The organism is Leifsonia sp. 2MCAF36, assembly GCF_052115525.1.
GTDB lineage: Bacteria > Actinomycetota > Actinomycetes > Actinomycetales > Microbacteriaceae > Leifsonia.
The window spans coordinates 88,723-104,917 of sequence record NZ_JBFRGV010000009.1 but is presented as its reverse complement, the minus strand read 5'-3'; the positions used below and the strand labels follow the sequence as shown (position 1 = coordinate 104,917).

Genomic DNA, 16,195 nt, shown 5'->3' with positions numbered 1-16,195 from the left:
ATGACCGCACCGGGACCCGCGGCGCACGGCGCCCGTCCGTCGTCGATCGCCGAGCTCAGGGAGGTCGCGCAGCCCCCCGAGGTGCGCGGACGCCGCAATGCCGAGCACTGGACCGCGTCGCTGTACCTGCGGAACCTGTCGCCGTACCTGACCTGGGTGCTGCTGAAGACCTCCATCTCGGCCAACGGGGTCACCGGCCTGATGATCCTGACCGGATGGGCGACCGCTGCATCCTTGCTGATCCCCGGTATCGGCGGCGCGGCGCTGGCGCTCGTGCTCGGCCAGCTCCAGATGCTGGTCGACTGCTGCGACGGAGAGGTGGCCCGCTGGCGGGGCACGTCGTCGCCCGCCGGCATCTTCCTCGACAACGTCGGCCACTACTCGACCGAGACACTGATCGCGATCGCGCTCGGCATCCGCGCAGCGGGCTATCCGCTGGAGGCTCCGCAGGACTTCCTCTGGACCAACCTCGGCACGCTACTCGCCCTGGTGATCGTGCTCAACAAGGCCCTCAACGACATGGTGCGTGTCGCGCGAGCCAACGCCGGACTGCCGAAGCTGGCCGACACGCAGTCGGAGTACGCGCCCACTCACGGCGCTGTCGCAACGCTGCGCCGCGCGGCTCGCTTCCTGCCGTTCCACCGGCTGTACCACTCGGTCGAGCTGACCATCCTGATCTTCCTGTTCTCGATTATCGGCCTGTTCGTCGGCGCGACGCTGGCCGATCGCATCCTCATCGTCGCGCTCGTCCCGCTGTCGCTCCTGGCCCTCATCGGGCATTTCGTGACCATCATGGCGTCACGGCGGGTCCGTGGCTGAGCAGCCGACTGAGCGCCCGGCGGTCGCGGTCGTCGTGCTCACGCAGGGCACCCGGCCCGTCGACCTCCGGCGCGGCCTGGAGTCGGTGCTGGCGCAGCAGGGCGTCGACACGGATGTCGTGGTGGTCGGCAACGGCTGGGACCCGGCCACCGCCGATCCCGCCCTGCCGGACGGAGTGCGTTCGCTTGCGCTGCCGGAGAACATCGGTATCCCGTCCGGCCGCAACGCCGGCGTCCCGCTGGTGTCGGGCGAGTGGCTGTTCTTCCTCGACGACGACGCCGACATCCCGTCGCCGACGTTCCTCGCCGACGCTGTGGCCATGCTGCACTCCTCACCGGATATCGGGATGGTGCAGCCCCGCTTGCGCGTCCCCGGCGGAGCTGAGGCTCCCCGGCGCTGGATCCCGCGCATCCGCAAGGGAGACCCGGAGCGTTCGAGCAACGTCTTCGCCGTGCTCGAGGCGGTGATCGTGATGCCACGGGACGTCTTCGAGCGTGCGGGAGGCTGGGCCGCGCCGTTCTTCTACGCGCACGAGGGCATCGACCTCGCCTGGAAGGTCTGGGATCAGGGAAAGCGCGTCTGGTATGCGGGTGACCTCGTGGCCGAGCATCCATTCGTCTCGCCGACACGGCACTCGGACTACTACCGGCTCAACGCGCGGAACCGCGTGTGGCTCGCGCGACGCAACCTGCCGCTCGTGCTCGTCCCGCTCTACGTCGGCTCCTGGACAGGCATTCAACTGCTGCGCTGGTTCCGGAAACCGGCCGTGCTGCGCGCCTGGTTCGGCGGTTGGGTCGAGGGTTGGCGCACCGACCCGGGGAAGCGGCGTCCGCTTCGCTGGCGCACGGTGGCGCGCATGACCGCGGCCGGGCGTCCGCCGATCGTCTGAGCTGCTCGCTCAGCCCGCAGACTGCTTGCGGTCGGTCTCGGTCTCGGTGTTTGTGGGACGGTCGCCGGGCAGGCTCTCCACGGCGCGGGGCGGCTGGGGCGAGGCGACCCCGCCGTCACCCTTCGCAGACGAGCCACGCTTGGGCAGCGCGCCGCGGAGCGCCTTACCGAGACGGGCCGCGCGCTCACCCGTCGCTTTGCCGACGCGGACGGCGCTGCCACTGGTCGCCTTGCTGACCCGGACCGCACGATCGCCGGTCGCTGAGCCCAGGCGCCGCACGGCGCCAGGACCCTCGATCGGCGTCAGCGCCTCCGGGATGATGTACGGGGCCGGACCGAAGGCCAACCGTGCGTTCTGAACGACCCGGCGGCCGAGGATGTTGTTCCCGGTGCCGCCGATGACCGCTCCGACGCCGAACGGGATGGCACGCGCCAGCATGCTGGCGCCGCCTCGCACGGCGAATTGGCGGATGAAGACGCTTTTCAGCCGATCGACCAGCGGGCCGACCACCATGGCGGGCAGGCTGGAGGTCACCAGCTCACCCCAGTACGCGTTCCGTGTCACGCCGCCGCCGGCGAACTGGCCGGCCAGCTGCCGGACCAGGTCGGAACCCTCGCGCCCGAGCATCATGGTGAGGACCAGCGCCCGCGCACGGTCCGGGTTGTCCACGGCGATGCCGTGCAACTCGCTCATCGACTGCGCGAAGAGAGCGGTCGCCTCGAGGAAGCCGGCCGTCTCCACCCCCGAGAGCGCCAGCGTGATGCCGGTGCCGATCGCGGGGATCACCGCTGTCGCGCCGACGGCGGCGCCGCCGCTGGTCACGGCGGCCAGGTAGCGTCGCTCGAGGATGCGCGCGAGCTCGTCAGCGGTCGCGTCCGGGTGTCGTCGGCGCAGGCTGCGCAGGTGCGCCAGGACGGCAGGGCGCTGGATGGCGAGGAATCTATCCAGCGTCGTGTTCAGCGCGCGCGGGGTGTCCCCGCCCTGCTGCGGGCCCCCGGTGACGGAGATGATCGGTTGCTGCTTCTTGGCCATCTCCAGAGAGTGTAGGCCGGTTATCCGTGAGTGCCATCGGTGACGGCCTGCTCTCAGCGGGGCCGGGGTACGCGCCGGTCCCGTTCGCTGAGGTAGTCGTGGGCCGACAGCACGCGCACGCCCTGCGGGAGATGCTCCTGTGTGATGTCTTGAGCCAGCGTCGCGACGTCCGTGCCCAGTGCGGCAGCGATCCGAACAATGGTGAGGAGGCTCGGGTTCGCGTGGCCGCGCTCGATCTTGCCGAAGTTCGTGACGTGCATCCCGGCGAGTGCCGCGATCGCTTCCTGGCTGAGGCCGAGCTCGAGACGCGCCCGACGGATGCGATCGCCGAGCAGCGTCGCGGCCGGGCCGAGGGAGTTCTTCATAGTGTTTCCAGTACAGAACCATCTGCGCCGGGATTCCAGAGTTCCTGCGCCCCGATCGTCGTACCTCACGCGTTCCTCGCCGGAAATGACGACGATGCCGGTATTGGTGAGCTCGCCCCGGGCCGCGCACCGCGGCCCCGGGGGCGAGCGTCAGAGGCTGATCTGCCAGAGGTACTCACGGCCGTCCGGCGGGAACCACCGGACGACGAGCACGGTGTCGCGGGCTGAATCAGGACCGGTCACACTGGCGCGGATCGCCTCGCCGGGCAGGACGGAACTCGGCGCGCTCACGCGCAGCCGGGAACCGCCGGCGATGCTCACGGTCACGCCCCTCAGGGTCTGCCGGCCGGTGTTGACCAGCCGGAGGTGCGGTGCGCCGGAGCGGTCGACGCGCCACGGCACCGGGTAGGCGAGGCGCCGGGGTCGAGGGGCCGGAGAGGGGCTGCGAAGAAACCGGAGACGATTCATGAAACGACCGTAACGAGCCCCTCCGACGCTCGAGGGCCCGAAATCGGGCACGAACACCACTTCCGGGGACAACTCGCCGAACTATTTTCTGTGGACGGTTTCAGCGAGGTCGAAAAACCGCGCTGACCGGGAATTCCTCAGCTGCTGTAGTCGGCGTTGTACAGCTCCAGCACGTCGTCGATCGGCCCATCGAGCACCAGAGCGCCCTTGTCGAGGTATAGCCCGCGCTCACAGAACCGCCGGAGGTCCTTCTCGTTGTGCGAGACGAAGAACAGCGTCCGTCCGCCGGCGAGGAGTTCCTCGATCCGCCGGTAGCACTTCTCCCGGAACCCGCGGTCACCGACGGCGAGCACCTCGTCCACCAGGAGCACCGGCTCCTCCAGCTGCGAAATCACGGAGAAGGCTATGCGTACCTTCATGCCGCTGGACAGGTGCTTGTAGGGCGTATCCACGAAGTCGGCGATCTCGGCGAAGTCGATGATCGTGTCGAAGCGCTCGTCGATCTGGGCTCGTGACATCCCGTGCAGGCCTGCCGTCAGGTAGACGTTGTCGCGCACGGTGAGGTCGTCGACGAAGCCGCCGGTGATCTCGATCAGCGGCGCGACCCCATCGGTCACCGTCACCGAACCCTCATCGGGGAGCAGCACACCGGCGACGAGCTTCAGCAGAGTCGACTTGCCCTGGCCGTTCCTGCCCACCACGCCGATGGCCTCGCCCGGCTGAACGCGGAAGCTGACGTTTCGCAGCGGCCAGAAATCGTCCGGACGCGTGCGACGCTGACGCGTCGAGAAAAGGTCCTTGAACGAGCGCCGCGCACCGCGATTGCGGCGGAAGCGCACGCCGAGACCGTCGACATCGATGACCGGGGACACTCAGATCTCCTTCAGCACGTCGCGCTCGAAGCGCTTGAACACGGCCCAGCCGATCGCCAGCAGCAGGAGGGACATCGCCGCGCTGACCCCGACCAGGAACCAGTCCAGCTCTTCCGCGAAGAACGCGGAGCGGTAGAGGCTGAAGATGCCCGTCAGCGGGTTGAACGCCGACCAGAAGTGCAGCGAGAACAGCACATCGGTCTGCGCGCCCGGATGCGCCGTGAGGTAGGCGGCGCAGTGGCGCGCGGCGATGCCGTCGCCGCATCCACCGGGCAGGTCGCGCGCGCTGTAGATGATCGGCGAGGCGTAGAAGAGGAAGCGCAGGGCGAGTTTCACGGCCCGCTCCAGGTCGCGGAAGAACACCACGAGGGGCGCCACGATCAGCCCGACACCCACGGCGAGCACCGTCTGGATGAGGATCGCCACCGGAAACAGCAGGGCGTCGACATTGAGCTTCGCGCCCGTGATGATGGCGAAGAAGGCCAGAACCGGCAGGGACAGCAGGAACTCGATGCCCTTCGAGGCGATGATCCGGTTGACCCAGATGGTCCTCGGGATCATGGTCGAGCGGATCAGCTTGGCCTCGCGGAGGTACGCACGCGTGCTGTCGGAGACCGCCCCGTTGAACCACATCCACGGCAGCAGCGCCGTCAGCAGGAACACGATGTACGGGTTCTCACCGACGTCGCGCTTGAAGATCACAGTGAAGACGAACCAGTAGATCGCGCTCATGACGAGCGGATCGAGGATCGACCACACGTAGCCGAGGACGCTCGTCGAGTATCGGACGCGCAGGTCGCGCTTGGTCAGCAACCAGAGGGAGTGCCGGTAGCGCGTGAAGCGTGAGCGCTGCGCAGGGCGCACCTCAGTCGGGATACTGGTCACGAGAACCCATCGTATTGATCGAAGCTGCGTGAGGACTCACGCGACGGCTTCGACTATACGAAAAGATTTGCGCGCTCGAGGTCCTCCTGGAAGTCGACCTCGACCGCGTAGAGGTCCGAGATGTCGACCGGCTCGGCCAGCAAGCGGTCCTGCTCGATGGCGAGCTCGATGCCACGCTCGAAGTAGTCCTGGTCGCCGACGCGCTGCAGCTGGCGCAGCAGGGTCGCCTTGTCGGCGGACGAGATGTAGTTGATGCCCACGGCCTCGCCCAGGCCGTTCCGGACCGTCTTCGACAGTTCCTGGATGTAGCCCTCGGGGCCGGTCGTGTACTTGACTTCCTCGTCGGCGACGGAAGACGTGTTCACCGTGACGAAGGACTGGTCGCGGGCGACCATCGCGGCTCCGCGGACGAGGACGGCGGGGTCGAAGACGACGTCGCCGTTCATCCAGAGCACGCCGCCGGTGCCCGACGCCTGGAGTGCTCGCATGAGGCTCTTGGAAGTGTTGGTCTGGTCGTACTGCTCGTTGTAGACGAACTGGGCGTCCGGGAACGCCTCGATGATGTGCTCCAGCTTGTAGCCGACGACGATCGTCACCTGGGCGTCTTTGCCGAAGGCGGCGTGGATGTTGTCGAACTGCTGCTGCATGATCGTGCGACCGTCACTGAGTTCGGTCAACGGCTTGGGGAGGCTCCGTCCGAGTCGGCTACCCATGCCGGCCGCCAGAATCACTACCTGGGTCGTCACAATCATCTCCTTGGTCCGCATGCGTCTCTGTGACCACCGCAGGTCTGGCCCGGGTGAGGTTCACCCAGGATTCATCTGCGCGTGAGGTCATCGACACCAATCGTGTACGAGTTTCCTGCATGCCTGACCTAGAATACCGGGGGCCCCTCTCGGGGGGCAGGGGTTGACGGATCTCGTTGCTGGGTCGTTATGTTCCTCACAGGACATTCGGAGGAGCAGGTTCGTAGCAATTCGCGCGGGGGGTTCGCACGAATGAAGGTATTGGTACGTTAGCGGAGTGAGTTCCGAGCACGCCCGTCCCCAGACCCCGGAGTCCGCCGAGGACCGGGAGCAGGGGACGCGACCGGACTCGCAGAGGGGGGACACCATGCCGGAGGCTGCAGAGCCGAGGGCCGTACAGGGCGACGCCGAAACGGCGACGGCGCCGCGAAGCGCGCCGAAGCGCGCGCCGGCGACGACAGCTGCGGCCGCAGCCGGGACGAGCACCCGCGCGCCGCGCAAACGCGCGACGACGACGAAGCCGCGTCAGACCTCCCGGACCGTTGCGGAGGCACGCCCTGCCGAGCCGGCGAAGCCGGTCGACACGCGTCCAACCGTGCTGTCTATCTCCGGAATCCATAAGCGCTACGGCGACACGGTCGCCGTCGACGGCGTGACCCTCGACATCAAAGAGGGCTCCTTCTACGGCATCGTCGGACCGAACGGTGCGGGCAAGACGACGACCCTGTCCATCGTCACGGGTCTGCTGCGGCCGGAGGCCGGTCGCGTCGTCGTGCACGGGGTGGATGTGTGGGCCGAACCGGTGCGCGCCAAGCACATCACCGGCGTGCTGCCGGACAAGCTGCGCCTGTTCGACCGTCTCACCGGGGCCCAGTTCCTGCGCTACGCCGGAACGCTGCGCGGCCTGAGCGCCAAGACGGTCCGAGCCCGCACGACCGACCTCGCCGCCGCTTTCGGCATCGAGGACGCGCTCGACCGCCTGGTCGCCGACTACTCCGCCGGCATGACGAAGAAGATCGCGCTGGCCGCCGCGATGATCCACTCGCCCCGCCTGCTCGTGCTCGACGAGCCGTTCGAGTCCGTCGATCCGGTCTCGGCCGCAAACATCATCGACATCCTGCAGCGCTACACCGCCGCGGGAGGCACGGTCGTCGTCTCGAGCCACGGCATGGACATGATCCAGCGCGTGTGCGACAGCGTCGCCATCATCGTCCGCGGGCAGGTCCTCGCCGCAGGCACGATCGACGAGGTCCGCGGCGGGCAGACGCTCGAGGAGCGTTTCGTCGACCTGGCGGGCGGCCGCAAGGCAGCGGAAGGCATGGAGTGGTTGCACAGTTTCTCGGACTGAAGCTCCGGATCATGGGCAACGCCTTCCGGCGGAGCCCGTGGCAGCTGTTCGGTCTGGTGATCGGCCTGCTCTACGGCGGCTTCATCACCGTGCTCGTCGTCGGCTCGCTGATCGCCGCGCGGGTCGTCGACGATGCGGCCGCGACGCACAGCGTCGTCGTCGTGATCGGCTCCGTCGTGGTGGCCGGTTTCGCGCTGCTGCCGCTGCTCTTCGGGGTGGACGACACCCTCGATCCGCGCGAGTTCTCGCTCTTCGGCATCCCGAACCGCACACTGGCCACCGGGCTGTTGCTGGCCGGTCTCATCGGCATCCCCTCGCTCGTGCTGATCGTGTGCAGCGCCGCCACGGTGGTCACCTGGTCGCAGAGCCCGGGCACCGTGCTCGTCGCGGTGATCTCGGCGGCGGTAGCGGTGCTCACCTGCGTCCTCGCGTCCCGCGTGACCACGGCGATCGCGCACGCCATGCTCTCCACCCGGCGTTCGCGGGAGGCCGGCGGAGTCGTCGGCATCCTGCTGCTCGTGCTCATCGCGCCGGTTCTGCTGCTGCTTCTCACCGTCGACTGGGGCCGCGACGGCCTCGCAGCGCTCAGTGGCTTCGCCGGCTGGCTCGGCTGGACGCCGCTCGGCGCCGCCTGGTCCGCCCCCGGCGCGGCCGCCCAGGGCGACTGGGGCGCGGCCGTCCTGCAGCTGCTCGTCGCGCTGGCCACCCTGGCGCTGCTGTGGCTCGCGTGGACCGCGCTGATCGCGCGCGTCGTCGCATCGCCCGAGCGCGAGGCGCGGTCGAAGGCGTACCACGGCCTCGGCTGGTTCGACCGCCTTCCCGGCGGTCCGACAGCGGCCATCGCGGCACGCTCGATGACGTACTGGGGCCGGGACGCGCGGTATTGGGTGTCGATCGTCCTGATCCCGGTCATCCCCATCTTCGTGATCGTGGCCCTGGCGCTCGCCGGGCTGCCGTCGCACTTCATTGCGCTGGTGCCGCTGCCGCTGGTCTGTCTGTTCCTCGGCTGGAGCATCCACAACGATCTCGCGTACGACAGCACGGCGGTCTGGTTGCACCTGGTCTCCGGGACCCGTGGCATGGCGGACCGCGCCGGCCGGATGTTCCCGCCGGTCGTGGTCGGCATCCCGGTGCTCGTGGTCGGCTCGCTCGCGACGACGATCGCCTTCGGCGACTGGGCGGTCCTGCCGTCGGTGGCCGCGCTGAGCGGTGCGATCCTGGTGATCGGGCTGGGACTGTCGAGCATCTCCTCCGCGCTGTTCCCGTACCCGGCGACGAAGCCGGGTGACAGCGCCTTCACCCAGCCGCAGACCTCCGGAGCGTCGGCGGCGGTCGTCCAGGCGCTGAGCTTCTTCGCCATCCTGCTCCTCGCCTCGCCTGTGCTGGTGTTCCTGGTGCTCGGGCTGACCGTGAACCCCTTCTGGCTCGCCATCGCGCCGGTCGTGGCGGTGCTGATCGGTTTCGCCACGCTGTTCTTCGGGTTGTGGCTCGGCGGCCGGCTCTTCGATCGCCGAGGGCCGGAGCTGATGGCGTTCGCCAACCGCAACGACTGACCCGGAAGCGTTCGGGCTCGGGGCGTCTAAACTGGAAGCATGAACGACGCGAGCATCTCCGAGCCCGGCGGCGCGCCCAGCGGCGGCGGTGCGACCACGCTCGACCGCGAGCTCGAGGAGCTCCTGCATAACCAGGAGCCGGGCGACCACGAGCGCTTCTCGCACTACGTCAAGAAGGAGCAGATCCTGGAGTCGGCGATGACCGGCAAACCGGTCAAGGCGCTCTGTGGAAAGATGTGGACGCCGAACCGCGACCCCGAGAAGTTCCCGGTGTGCCCGACCTGCCGCGAGATCTACGAGGGCCTGCTGGGGGAGTAGTCCCGGCCGTCGCGCGAACGGTCACTCGAAGATCGTCGGAAGCACCGGATCGCCGCGGCCCAAGCGGAACGCCTCGTCCGGCAGCTCGCTCATCGCCAGCTCGCGGTGTTCCCGCGCCCGCCGCGTCCCCTCGACCCCGAGGTGCTCGGGATGCACCCGGCCGTCGGTGATCAGCGGAGTCAGCAGGTCGCGCCCGGTGTCGTCCGGGACGTCGCCCTTCTCGACGATGTGCACCACTTCGGCGATCGCCGTGCCTGTGGCATCGCGCCTGCGGACCGGGTGCTTGCGGCCGGCGACGCTGGCCTTGTTCTCGGACTTCTTCGCGACCGGGATCCACTCGCCCTCGCTGCCGCTGCTGCGGTGGGCGACGAGCTTGTAGACCATGCCGGACGCGGGATTGCCGGAGCCGGTCACCACCGAGGTGCCGACGCCGTACGAGTCGACCGGTGAGGCGGCCAGGGCGGCGATGGTGAACTCGTCCAGGTCGTTGGTGACGGTGATCCGAGTCTTGGTGGCCCCGAGCGAGTCCAGCTGCTCCCGCACCTGCTTCACCAGCTTCGGGAGGTCGCCCGAGTCGAGTCGCACGGCGCCGAGCTCCGGACCGGCGACGCGCACAGCGGTGTCGATCGCCGTGCGAACGTCGAAGGTGTCGACCAGCAGCGTCGTACTAGCACCGAGAGCATCCACCTGGGCGCGGAACGCCTCCTCCTCGTTGTCGTGCAGCAGCGTGAAGGCGTGCGCGGCGGTGCCCATCGTCGGGACGCCCCAGGTGCGTCCGGCCTCGAGGTTCGACGTGGCCGAGAAGCCGGCGATGAAGGCGGCGCGCGCCGCGGCGACAGCCGAGCGCTCGTTCGCACGACGTGAGCCCATCTCGGCGAGCGGCCGGCCGCTGGCCGCGGAGACCATGCGGGCGGCAGCCGAGGCGACGGCCGAGTCGTAGTTGAAGACGCTGAGGAGCAGGGTCTCCAGGATGACGCCCTCGGCGAAGGGCGCATCCACGATGAAGAACGGTGACCCGGGGAAGAACAGCTCGCCCTCCCGGTAGCCGCGGATGGTGCCCGAGAACCGGTAGTCCGCCAGCCAGTCGATCGTCTCGTCGCGCACCACCCGGTTGTCGCGGAGGAACTGCAGTTCCTCGTCGCCGAAGCGGAACTCCTCGATCAGCTCCAGCAGCCGTCCGGTCCCGGCGAGCACCCCGTAGCGGCGGCCGGCCGGCAGGCGGCGTGTGAACGCCTCGAAGACGCACTCGCGGTCGTGGGTGCCCGCGAGCAGCGCGGCGTCCAGCATGGTCAACTCGTAGCGGTCGGTCAGGAACGCGGTGGACGCGGATCTCTCGGTCACCCGGCCAGCCTACTCACGGACTGCGCGCATCCGCGCGGCCCGAAGGCGAGGGCGCCCGGTAGGCTGGACTGCTGTGACGGATGCGCCGATTGGGATCTTCGACTCGGGTGTGGGCGGGCTGACCGTCGCCCGGGCGATCCGCGATCAGCTGCCCAACGAGTCGCTGCTGTACGTCGGAGACACGGCGCACTCGCCGTACGGGCCGAAGTCCATCGCCGAGGTCCGACGCTACTCGCTCGAGGTGCTCGACTTCCTGGTCGATCAGGGCGTGAAGATGCTCGTGATCGCGTGCAACACGGCGTCCTCGGCCATGCTGCGGGATGCGCGTGAGCGCTACGACGTGCCGGTGATCGAAGTCATCCAGCCGGCCGTGCGCCGAGCGGTCGCCGCGACCCGAACCGGCCGTGTGGGAGTGATCGGCACCGTCGGCACCATCGCCTCGCGTGCCTACGAAGACGCCTTCGCGGCCGCGCCCACGCTCGAGCTGTTCACCCAGGCATGCCCCCGCTTCGTCGAGTTCGTCGAGGCGGGCATCACCAGCGGCGACGAGGTGCTGAGGGTCACCGCCGAGTACCTCCAGCCGCTACGCGAAGCGGACGTCGACACGCTGGTGCTGGGATGCACGCACTACCCGTTCCTCAAAGGTGCGATCTCCTACGTGATGGGGGAGGACGTCTCGCTGGTCTCCAGCGACACCGAGACCGCCAAGGACGTGTACCGGACGCTCGTCAGCCAGGGAGCGGAGCGGCGCTCGCCGCTGCCCCCGACGCTCCGCTACGAGGCCACCGGCTCCGACGCCGACGACTTCCTGCGCCTGGCGCACCGCTTCATCGGCCCCGAGGTGTCGCGGGTCGACCTGGTGCAGACCGGTGTCATCGATCTGCCGATCTGACCATCCCATCCCTTTCGAGCCATCCCCATCGAGGAGACCCCGTGACCGACATCACCCGCGCCGACGGGCGCACCCCGGACCAGCTGCGACCGGTGACCATCGAACGCGGCTGGAGCCGGCAGGCCGAGGGGTCCGCACTCATCTCGTTCGGTGACACCCGAGTGCTGTGCACCGCATCCTTCACCAACGGCGTCCCCCGCTGGATGTCCGGCAAGGGCCGCGGCTGGGTCACCGCCGAGTACGCGATGCTGCCGCGCTCCACGAACGACCGGATGGACCGGGAGTCGGTCAAGGGACGCATCGGCGGCCGCACGCACGAGATCAGCCGTCTCGTCGGGCGCAGCCTGCGCGCCGTGGTCGACATGAAGGCGCTCGGCGAGAACACCATCGTTCTCGACTGCGACGTGCTGCAGGCCGACGGCGGCACCCGTACCGCCGCCATCACCGGCGCGTACGTCGCCCTCGCCGACGCGCTGGAGTGGGGACGCGCGCACCGCTTCATCGGCCAGAAGGCCACGCCGCTGATCGACTCCGTCTCGGCCGTGTCGGTCGGCATCATCGACGGCGCGCCCATGCTCGACCTCGCGTACGTCGAGGACGTGCGTGCAGAGACCGACATGAACGTCGTCGTCACCGGCCGCGGGCTCTTCGTGGAGGTGCAGGGCACCGCCGAGGGCGCGCCGTTCGACCGCAGCGAGCTGAACGCGCTGCTCGACCTCGCGCTCGCCGGCACGACGGAGCTCACGGGCATCCAGAGCGCAGCGCTCGCACTCGCCTCGGAGGCGTGAGCGTGGTCCGCGTCGTCCTCGCCACCCACAACGCGCACAAGGCGCGGGAGTTCCAGCAGCTCCTCGGGCGCGAGATCCCTGGCCTGGAGATCGTCGCCTACGACGGTCCGGAGCCGGTGGAGGACGGCGTGAGCTTTGAAGAGAACGCTCTGATCAAGGCGCGTGCCGCGGCCGCCCACACCGGGCTTCCGGCGCTGGCCGACGACTCCGGAATCTGCGTGGATGTGATGGGCGGGGCACCAGGGATCTTCTCCGCACGCTGGGCCGGCTCGCACGACGATGCGTCCGCGAATCTCCGGCTTCTCCTCGACCAGCTGGCCGACATCCCGGACGCCGACCGGGGCGCCCACTTCACGGCGACGCTCGCCCTGCTCGCACCAGCCGGCGAGCCGACGGTCGTGCAGGGCATCTGGCCGGGGACCATCGCGCGGGAGCCGCGCGGTGCGAACGGGCACGGCTACGACCCGATCTTCGTGCCGGACGGGCGCGACGTGACCGCAGCGGAGCTGAGCGCCGAAGAGAAGAACGCGGAAAGCCACCGGGCGCGGGCGCTGTCGGCCATCGTCCCAGCGCTCCGGGAGCTCGCCGGACGAGGCCACCGCGTCGGCAGCTGAGAACGCCACTCATTCCCAACTAGTCGCGTCCTCTGGCGGAGGCGAGCACTTCTATCTACCGTAGAAGACGAGATGAGTCACGACCACGGCCACACCGCAAACCGCAACCGCCTGCTGATCGCCATCGGCATCGTGGCGGCGGTGCTCGTCGTGGAGGTCGCGGGCGCCTGGCTGAGCGGCTCACTGTCGCTGCTCGCGGATGCCGGCCACATGCTGAGCGACCTCGCCGGGCTGGTGATCGCGCTCGTGGCGACCGTCGTCGCCGCGCGTCCGGCGACCGACCGGCAGACCTTCGGCTACCAGCGCGCCGAGGTGTTCGGCGCCCTGATCAACGGCCTGATCCTGGTCGTCGTCGCGGTCGCCGTCACAGTGGGGGCGATCGGTCGGCTGGTCGGCGGTGAGCCGGAGGTGCACAGCGTCCCGATGCTGATCGTCGCGGTGATCGGTCTGGTGGCGAACTTCGGCGCGCTGCTGCTCCTGCGGCCGGCGGCCGGGCACTCGATCAACATGCGCGGCGCCTACCTGGAGGTGCTCGGCGACCTCGTCGGGTCGGCCACGGTCATCGTCGCGGCCGTCGTCATCCTGACCACCGGATTCGTGGCGGCCGACGCGATCGCGTCCCTGCTCATCGCCGTGCTGATCGTCCCCCGCGCGTTCTCGCTGCTGCGGGATGTGGTGCGGGTGCTCAGCGAGGCAGCGCCGGCTGACACCGACGTCGCCGAGATCCGGGACCACATCCTCGGCACTCCGGGCGTCGTCGCGGTGCACGACGTGCACGTCTGGGCGATCACCTCCGGCGCGCCCGTGTTCAGCGCGCACGTGGTGTGTGAGCAGTCCGTGTTCCGGTCTGGCGGCACCGGTGCGCTGCTCGACGAGTTGTCCGGCTGCCTGTCGAAGCACTTCGATGTGGAGCACTCGACGTTCCAGCTGGAGCCGGCGGAGCACGCCGCGCACGAGGACGAGTTCCACGCCTGACCCGCGCCGTCGCGCTCGACCGGTCGCCCGGTCGGCGTCGCTTCGCTGCGCTCCGTTGGAGATTCGCATGCCCACGTCGGACGTTCGCCTCCGTCGCCGCTGGATCTTCCGCCCCGCCGCGGTACGTCGGAGGTTTGGCGCCCATTCTCCGCCGTAACGGGGCACACGGTCACCCGGTCGAGTCGTGAGTCGTGGCGTCTATCCCGCCCGAGTTGCGACAAGGTGTCGCCACTCGTGTGGAAGGCCCCCGGGACCCTGCGGGGAGCGGCGCTCCGGTCAGGCCTCGGGGTGGGTGGGCGCCGGCTCCTCGACGACCGGCGCCGAAGCGGTATCCGGCGCAGCGGCCGCGTTCTTCTTCGCCTTGCGGACCGACTGGAAGTAGTGGAACAGCGTCGGAATCAGCGTGATCACGACCGCGCCGATCAGGATGATGTCGATGTAGCTGGAGACGAACTTCGCCACCGGCGGGATGTAGCCGATCAGGAAGCCGAAGTACGTCACCCCGGCGCCCCACAGCAGCGCGCCCATCGCGTTGTAGAGGGAGTACTTCCGGTAGCTCATGTGGCCGACGCCCGCAGCGACCGGCGCGAAGGTGCGCACGATGGGGACGAACCGCGCGACGATGATCGCGAGCGCGCCGAACCGTTCGAAGAACTGGTTGGTGCGGCGCACGTTCTCCATCGAGAACAGGCCGGACTCCTTGCGCTCGAAGATCTTGGGGCCGGCCTTGTGCCCGATCAGGTACCCGACTTCACCGCCGATGAACGCGGCGAATGAGATCGCCAGGCAGACCCACCAGATGTCGACCCCGAACACTTTCGAGGTGTGCGTCAGCAGGCCGGAGATGATGAGCAGGGTGTCACCGGGGAACAGGAAGCCGATCAGCAGTCCGGTCTCGGCGAAGATGATCCCGCACACCACGAGTAGAGCCCACGGACCCGCCGACTGGATGATGACGTTCGGGTCGAGCCACGGGATGAGGCCGGCGTGATGGATCACTGTTCTCCATGAGGATTCGGTGGGAAAGCTGTGGCCGAGTTTAGCGGCGGCACGTCACGCGAAGCTGCACGAAGCGTGCGAATAGCGGCCATCGGGACCGAAGATCATCCCCTGGTCTTACGTGTTGGTGCGGGAGAAGGGACTCGAACCCTCACGCTGTGAAGCACAGGAACCTAAATCCTGCGTGTCTGCCAGTTTCACCACTCCCGCGGCCGCGTTGGGCGCGGCTACGACATTAGCTCATGGACGCGCGGCGCGACCTCGGTGCCGTACAGCTCGATCGAGCGCATCAGGTCGTCGTGCGGCAGGGTGCCGTTGCTCATCTTGATGTCGAACCGGGTGGCGCCCAGTCCCTTCGCCGCATAGGCGATCTTCTGCGCGACCGTCTCCGGCGAACCGACGACCAGGGCGCCGTCCGCGCCGGCCTCGTGCTCGAACCGAGCGCGGGAGGCCGGCGGCCAGCCGCGCTCGCGGCCGATCCGGTTGGTCATCACCTCGTAGTGCGGCCAGAGGATGTCCTTCGCCTCCTGGTCCGTCGATGCGACGAAACCGGGGGAGTGGATGCCGATCGGCAGCGCGGCATCCTGACCGAACTGCTCCAGCGCCTTGCGGTAGAGCTCCGCGAGCGGCTGGAAGCGCATGGGACCCCCGCCGATGATGGCCAGCATGAGCGGGAGCCCGTAGTGTGCGGCGCGGACCACCGACTCGGGGCTCCCGCCGACGCCGATCCACGTCTTCAACGGTCCGTGCTCGACGTGCGGGTAGACCGACTGCTCGCTGAGCGGCGGGCGCAGCTGCCCGGTCCAGGTGACGGGCTCCTGTGAGCGGAGTTCGGCGAACAGGCCCAGCTTCTCCTCGAACAGTTCCTCGTACTGGGCGAGGTCCAGGCCGAACAGCGGGAAGGACTCGATGAAGGATCCGCGCCCGAGAATCACCTCCGCACGGCCGTTCGAGACGCCGTCGAGGGTGGCGAACCGCTGGTACACGCGCACCGGGTCGTCTGAGCTCAGCACGGTGACGGCGGCGCCCAGGTGGATGCGTTCGGTCTGCCCGGCGATCGCCGCGAGCACGACCTCGGGTGCCGAGACGGCGAAGTCGGCCCGGTGGTGCTCGCCGACGCCGAAGAAGTCGAGCCCGACGCGGTCGGCCTGCACCCCCTCCGCCACCACGTTGCGCAGAACCTGCGCCTGCGTCAGCGGTTCGCCGTCGGCGTCCCGCGTCACGTCGCCGAAAGTGTCGATCCCGAGTTCGATCGTGCCAGCCATGTCATCCCTCTATTCATGCGTTTGCA

Annotated in this window: 18 protein-coding genes and 1 tRNA gene; 9 read left to right on the top strand and 10 right to left on the bottom strand. The window is 68.9% G+C overall.

Annotated elements, in window-relative coordinates; all coding sequences use genetic code 11:
- Nucleotides 1-819 carry a CDP-alcohol phosphatidyltransferase family protein gene (locus AB4079_RS14660; protein WP_441788045.1) on the top strand — a complete coding sequence of 273 codons (819 nt, stop codon included), beginning with the start codon at nt 1-3 and terminating at the stop codon, nt 817-819.
- Nucleotides 812-1,708: a glycosyltransferase family 2 protein gene (locus AB4079_RS14655; RefSeq protein WP_441788044.1), complete on the top strand. Its 897-nt coding sequence runs from the start codon at nt 812-814 to the stop codon at nt 1,706-1,708. Before AB4079_RS14660 ends, AB4079_RS14655 begins: the two co-directional genes overlap by 8 nt.
- Nucleotides 1,709-1,717: 9 nt before the next feature.
- Here AB4079_RS14655 and AB4079_RS14650 read toward each other — a convergent pair whose 3' ends face one another.
- The 6 genes from AB4079_RS14650 to AB4079_RS14625 all read right to left on the bottom strand — a co-directional run bounded on the left by AB4079_RS14650 (nt 1,718) and on the right by AB4079_RS14625 (nt 6,076).
- A complete protein-coding gene (locus AB4079_RS14650; protein WP_441788043.1) occupies nt 1,718-2,740 on the bottom strand; it encodes a hypothetical protein in 1,023 nt (340 codons plus the stop codon).
- 53 nt (nt 2,741-2,793) lie between these two features.
- Nucleotides 2,794-3,105, bottom strand: coding sequence for a helix-turn-helix domain-containing protein (locus AB4079_RS14645; RefSeq protein WP_441788042.1), 312 nt, complete (start codon nt 3,103-3,105; stop codon nt 2,794-2,796).
- Nucleotides 3,106-3,255: 150 nt separating this feature from the next.
- Nucleotides 3,256-3,573: a hypothetical protein gene (locus tag AB4079_RS14640; RefSeq protein ID WP_441788041.1), complete on the bottom strand. Its 318-nt coding sequence runs from the start codon at nt 3,571-3,573 to the stop codon at nt 3,256-3,258.
- A gap of 137 nt (nt 3,574-3,710) precedes the next feature.
- A complete protein-coding gene (locus AB4079_RS14635) occupies nt 3,711-4,445 on the bottom strand; it encodes an ABC transporter ATP-binding protein (protein ID WP_441788040.1) in 735 nt (244 codons plus the stop codon).
- Nucleotides 4,446-5,309 carry an ABC transporter permease gene (locus AB4079_RS14630; RefSeq protein ID WP_441788138.1) on the bottom strand — a complete coding sequence of 288 codons (864 nt, stop codon included), beginning with the start codon at nt 5,307-5,309 and terminating at the stop codon, nt 4,446-4,448. It abuts the gene before it with no gap.
- A gap of 74 nt (nt 5,310-5,383) precedes the next feature.
- On the bottom strand, nt 5,384-6,076 hold the full coding sequence (locus tag AB4079_RS14625) for an NTP transferase domain-containing protein (RefSeq protein WP_441788039.1): 693 nt from the start codon (nt 6,074-6,076) through the stop codon (nt 5,384-5,386).
- Between the two features lie 367 nt (nt 6,077-6,443).
- On the opposite strand from AB4079_RS14625, the gene AB4079_RS14620 reads away from it, so the two are divergent.
- The 3 genes from AB4079_RS14620 to AB4079_RS14610 are packed head-to-tail and all read left to right on the top strand — an operon-like array spanning nt 6,444 to nt 9,295.
- Nucleotides 6,444-7,424, top strand: coding sequence for an ABC transporter ATP-binding protein (locus AB4079_RS14620; protein WP_441788137.1), 981 nt, complete (start codon nt 6,444-6,446; stop codon nt 7,422-7,424).
- Entirely contained in the window at nt 7,400-8,977 is a 1,578-nt protein-coding gene (locus tag AB4079_RS14615; RefSeq protein ID WP_441788038.1) for a hypothetical protein, read from the top strand. The genes AB4079_RS14620 and AB4079_RS14615 overlap by 25 nt, the downstream gene beginning before the upstream one ends.
- A 39-nt stretch (nt 8,978-9,016) precedes the next feature.
- On the top strand, nt 9,017-9,295 hold the full coding sequence (locus tag AB4079_RS14610) for a DUF3039 domain-containing protein (protein WP_441788037.1): 279 nt from the start codon (nt 9,017-9,019) through the stop codon (nt 9,293-9,295).
- 21 nt (nt 9,296-9,316) lie between these two features.
- Here AB4079_RS14610 and AB4079_RS14605 read toward each other — a convergent pair whose 3' ends face one another.
- Entirely contained in the window at nt 9,317-10,636 is a 1,320-nt protein-coding gene (locus AB4079_RS14605) for a nicotinate phosphoribosyltransferase (RefSeq protein WP_441788036.1), read from the bottom strand.
- A gap of 73 nt (nt 10,637-10,709) precedes the next feature.
- Here AB4079_RS14605 and murI point away from each other — a divergent pair, with 73 nt between their 5' ends.
- The 4 genes from murI to AB4079_RS14585 all read left to right on the top strand — a co-directional run bounded on the left by murI (nt 10,710) and on the right by AB4079_RS14585 (nt 13,905).
- Entirely contained in the window at nt 10,710-11,528 is an 819-nt protein-coding gene (gene murI / locus AB4079_RS14600) for a glutamate racemase (RefSeq protein WP_441788035.1), read from the top strand.
- A 41-nt stretch (nt 11,529-11,569) separates the two neighbouring features.
- Nucleotides 11,570-12,316, top strand: coding sequence for a ribonuclease PH (gene rph / locus AB4079_RS14595; protein WP_441788034.1), 747 nt, complete (start codon nt 11,570-11,572; stop codon nt 12,314-12,316).
- A 2-nt stretch (nt 12,317-12,318) separates the two neighbouring features.
- Complete coding sequence (rdgB, locus tag AB4079_RS14590; protein ID WP_441788136.1) at nt 12,319-12,930, top strand: RdgB/HAM1 family non-canonical purine NTP pyrophosphatase; 612 nt, start codon at nt 12,319-12,321, stop codon at nt 12,928-12,930.
- A gap of 72 nt (nt 12,931-13,002) precedes the next feature.
- On the top strand, nt 13,003-13,905 hold the full coding sequence (locus tag AB4079_RS14585; protein ID WP_441788033.1) for a cation diffusion facilitator family transporter: 903 nt from the start codon (nt 13,003-13,005) through the stop codon (nt 13,903-13,905).
- Between the two features lie 276 nt (nt 13,906-14,181).
- On the opposite strand, the gene AB4079_RS14580 is transcribed toward AB4079_RS14585, so the two are convergent.
- From AB4079_RS14580 to AB4079_RS14570, 3 genes are all read right to left on the bottom strand, one after another.
- The gene (locus tag AB4079_RS14580; protein WP_441788032.1) at nt 14,182-14,904 is read right to left on the bottom strand and encodes a DedA family protein; all 723 of its coding nucleotides are present in this window, start codon (nt 14,902-14,904) and stop codon (nt 14,182-14,184) included.
- Between the two features lie 125 nt (nt 14,905-15,029).
- A tRNA-Leu gene (locus tag AB4079_RS14575) sits at nt 15,030-15,114 on the bottom strand.
- 17 nt (nt 15,115-15,131) lie between these two features.
- Nucleotides 15,132-16,169 carry an LLM class flavin-dependent oxidoreductase gene (locus AB4079_RS14570; protein ID WP_441788031.1) on the bottom strand — a complete coding sequence of 346 codons (1,038 nt, stop codon included), beginning with the start codon at nt 16,167-16,169 and terminating at the stop codon, nt 15,132-15,134.
- Between the last annotated feature and the right edge of the window lie 26 nt (nt 16,170-16,195).

Excerpts from the sequence above, each read along its gene's own strand:
- AB4079_RS14660 (WP_441788045.1), top strand. The coding sequence starts at position 1 with ATGACCGCACCGGGACCCGCGGCGCACGGCGCCCGTCCGTCGTCGATC.
- AB4079_RS14610 (WP_441788037.1), top strand. The coding sequence starts at position 9,017 with ATGAACGACGCGAGCATCTCCGAGCCCGGCGGCGCGCCCAGCGGCGGC.
- AB4079_RS14620 (WP_441788137.1), top strand. The coding sequence starts at position 6,444 with ATGCCGGAGGCTGCAGAGCCGAGGGCCGTACAGGGCGACGCCGAAACG.
- AB4079_RS14650 (WP_441788043.1), bottom strand. The coding sequence starts at position 2,740 with ATGGCCAAGAAGCAGCAACCGATCATCTCCGTCACCGGGGGCCCGCAG.
- AB4079_RS14640 (WP_441788041.1), bottom strand. The coding sequence starts at position 3,573 with ATGAATCGTCTCCGGTTTCTTCGCAGCCCCTCTCCGGCCCCTCGACCC.
- AB4079_RS14570 (WP_441788031.1), bottom strand. The coding sequence starts at position 16,169 with ATGGCTGGCACGATCGAACTCGGGATCGACACTTTCGGCGACGTGACG.
- AB4079_RS14645 (WP_441788042.1), bottom strand. The coding sequence starts at position 3,105 with ATGAAGAACTCCCTCGGCCCGGCCGCGACGCTGCTCGGCGATCGCATC.
- AB4079_RS14585 (WP_441788033.1), top strand. The coding sequence starts at position 13,003 with ATGAGTCACGACCACGGCCACACCGCAAACCGCAACCGCCTGCTGATC.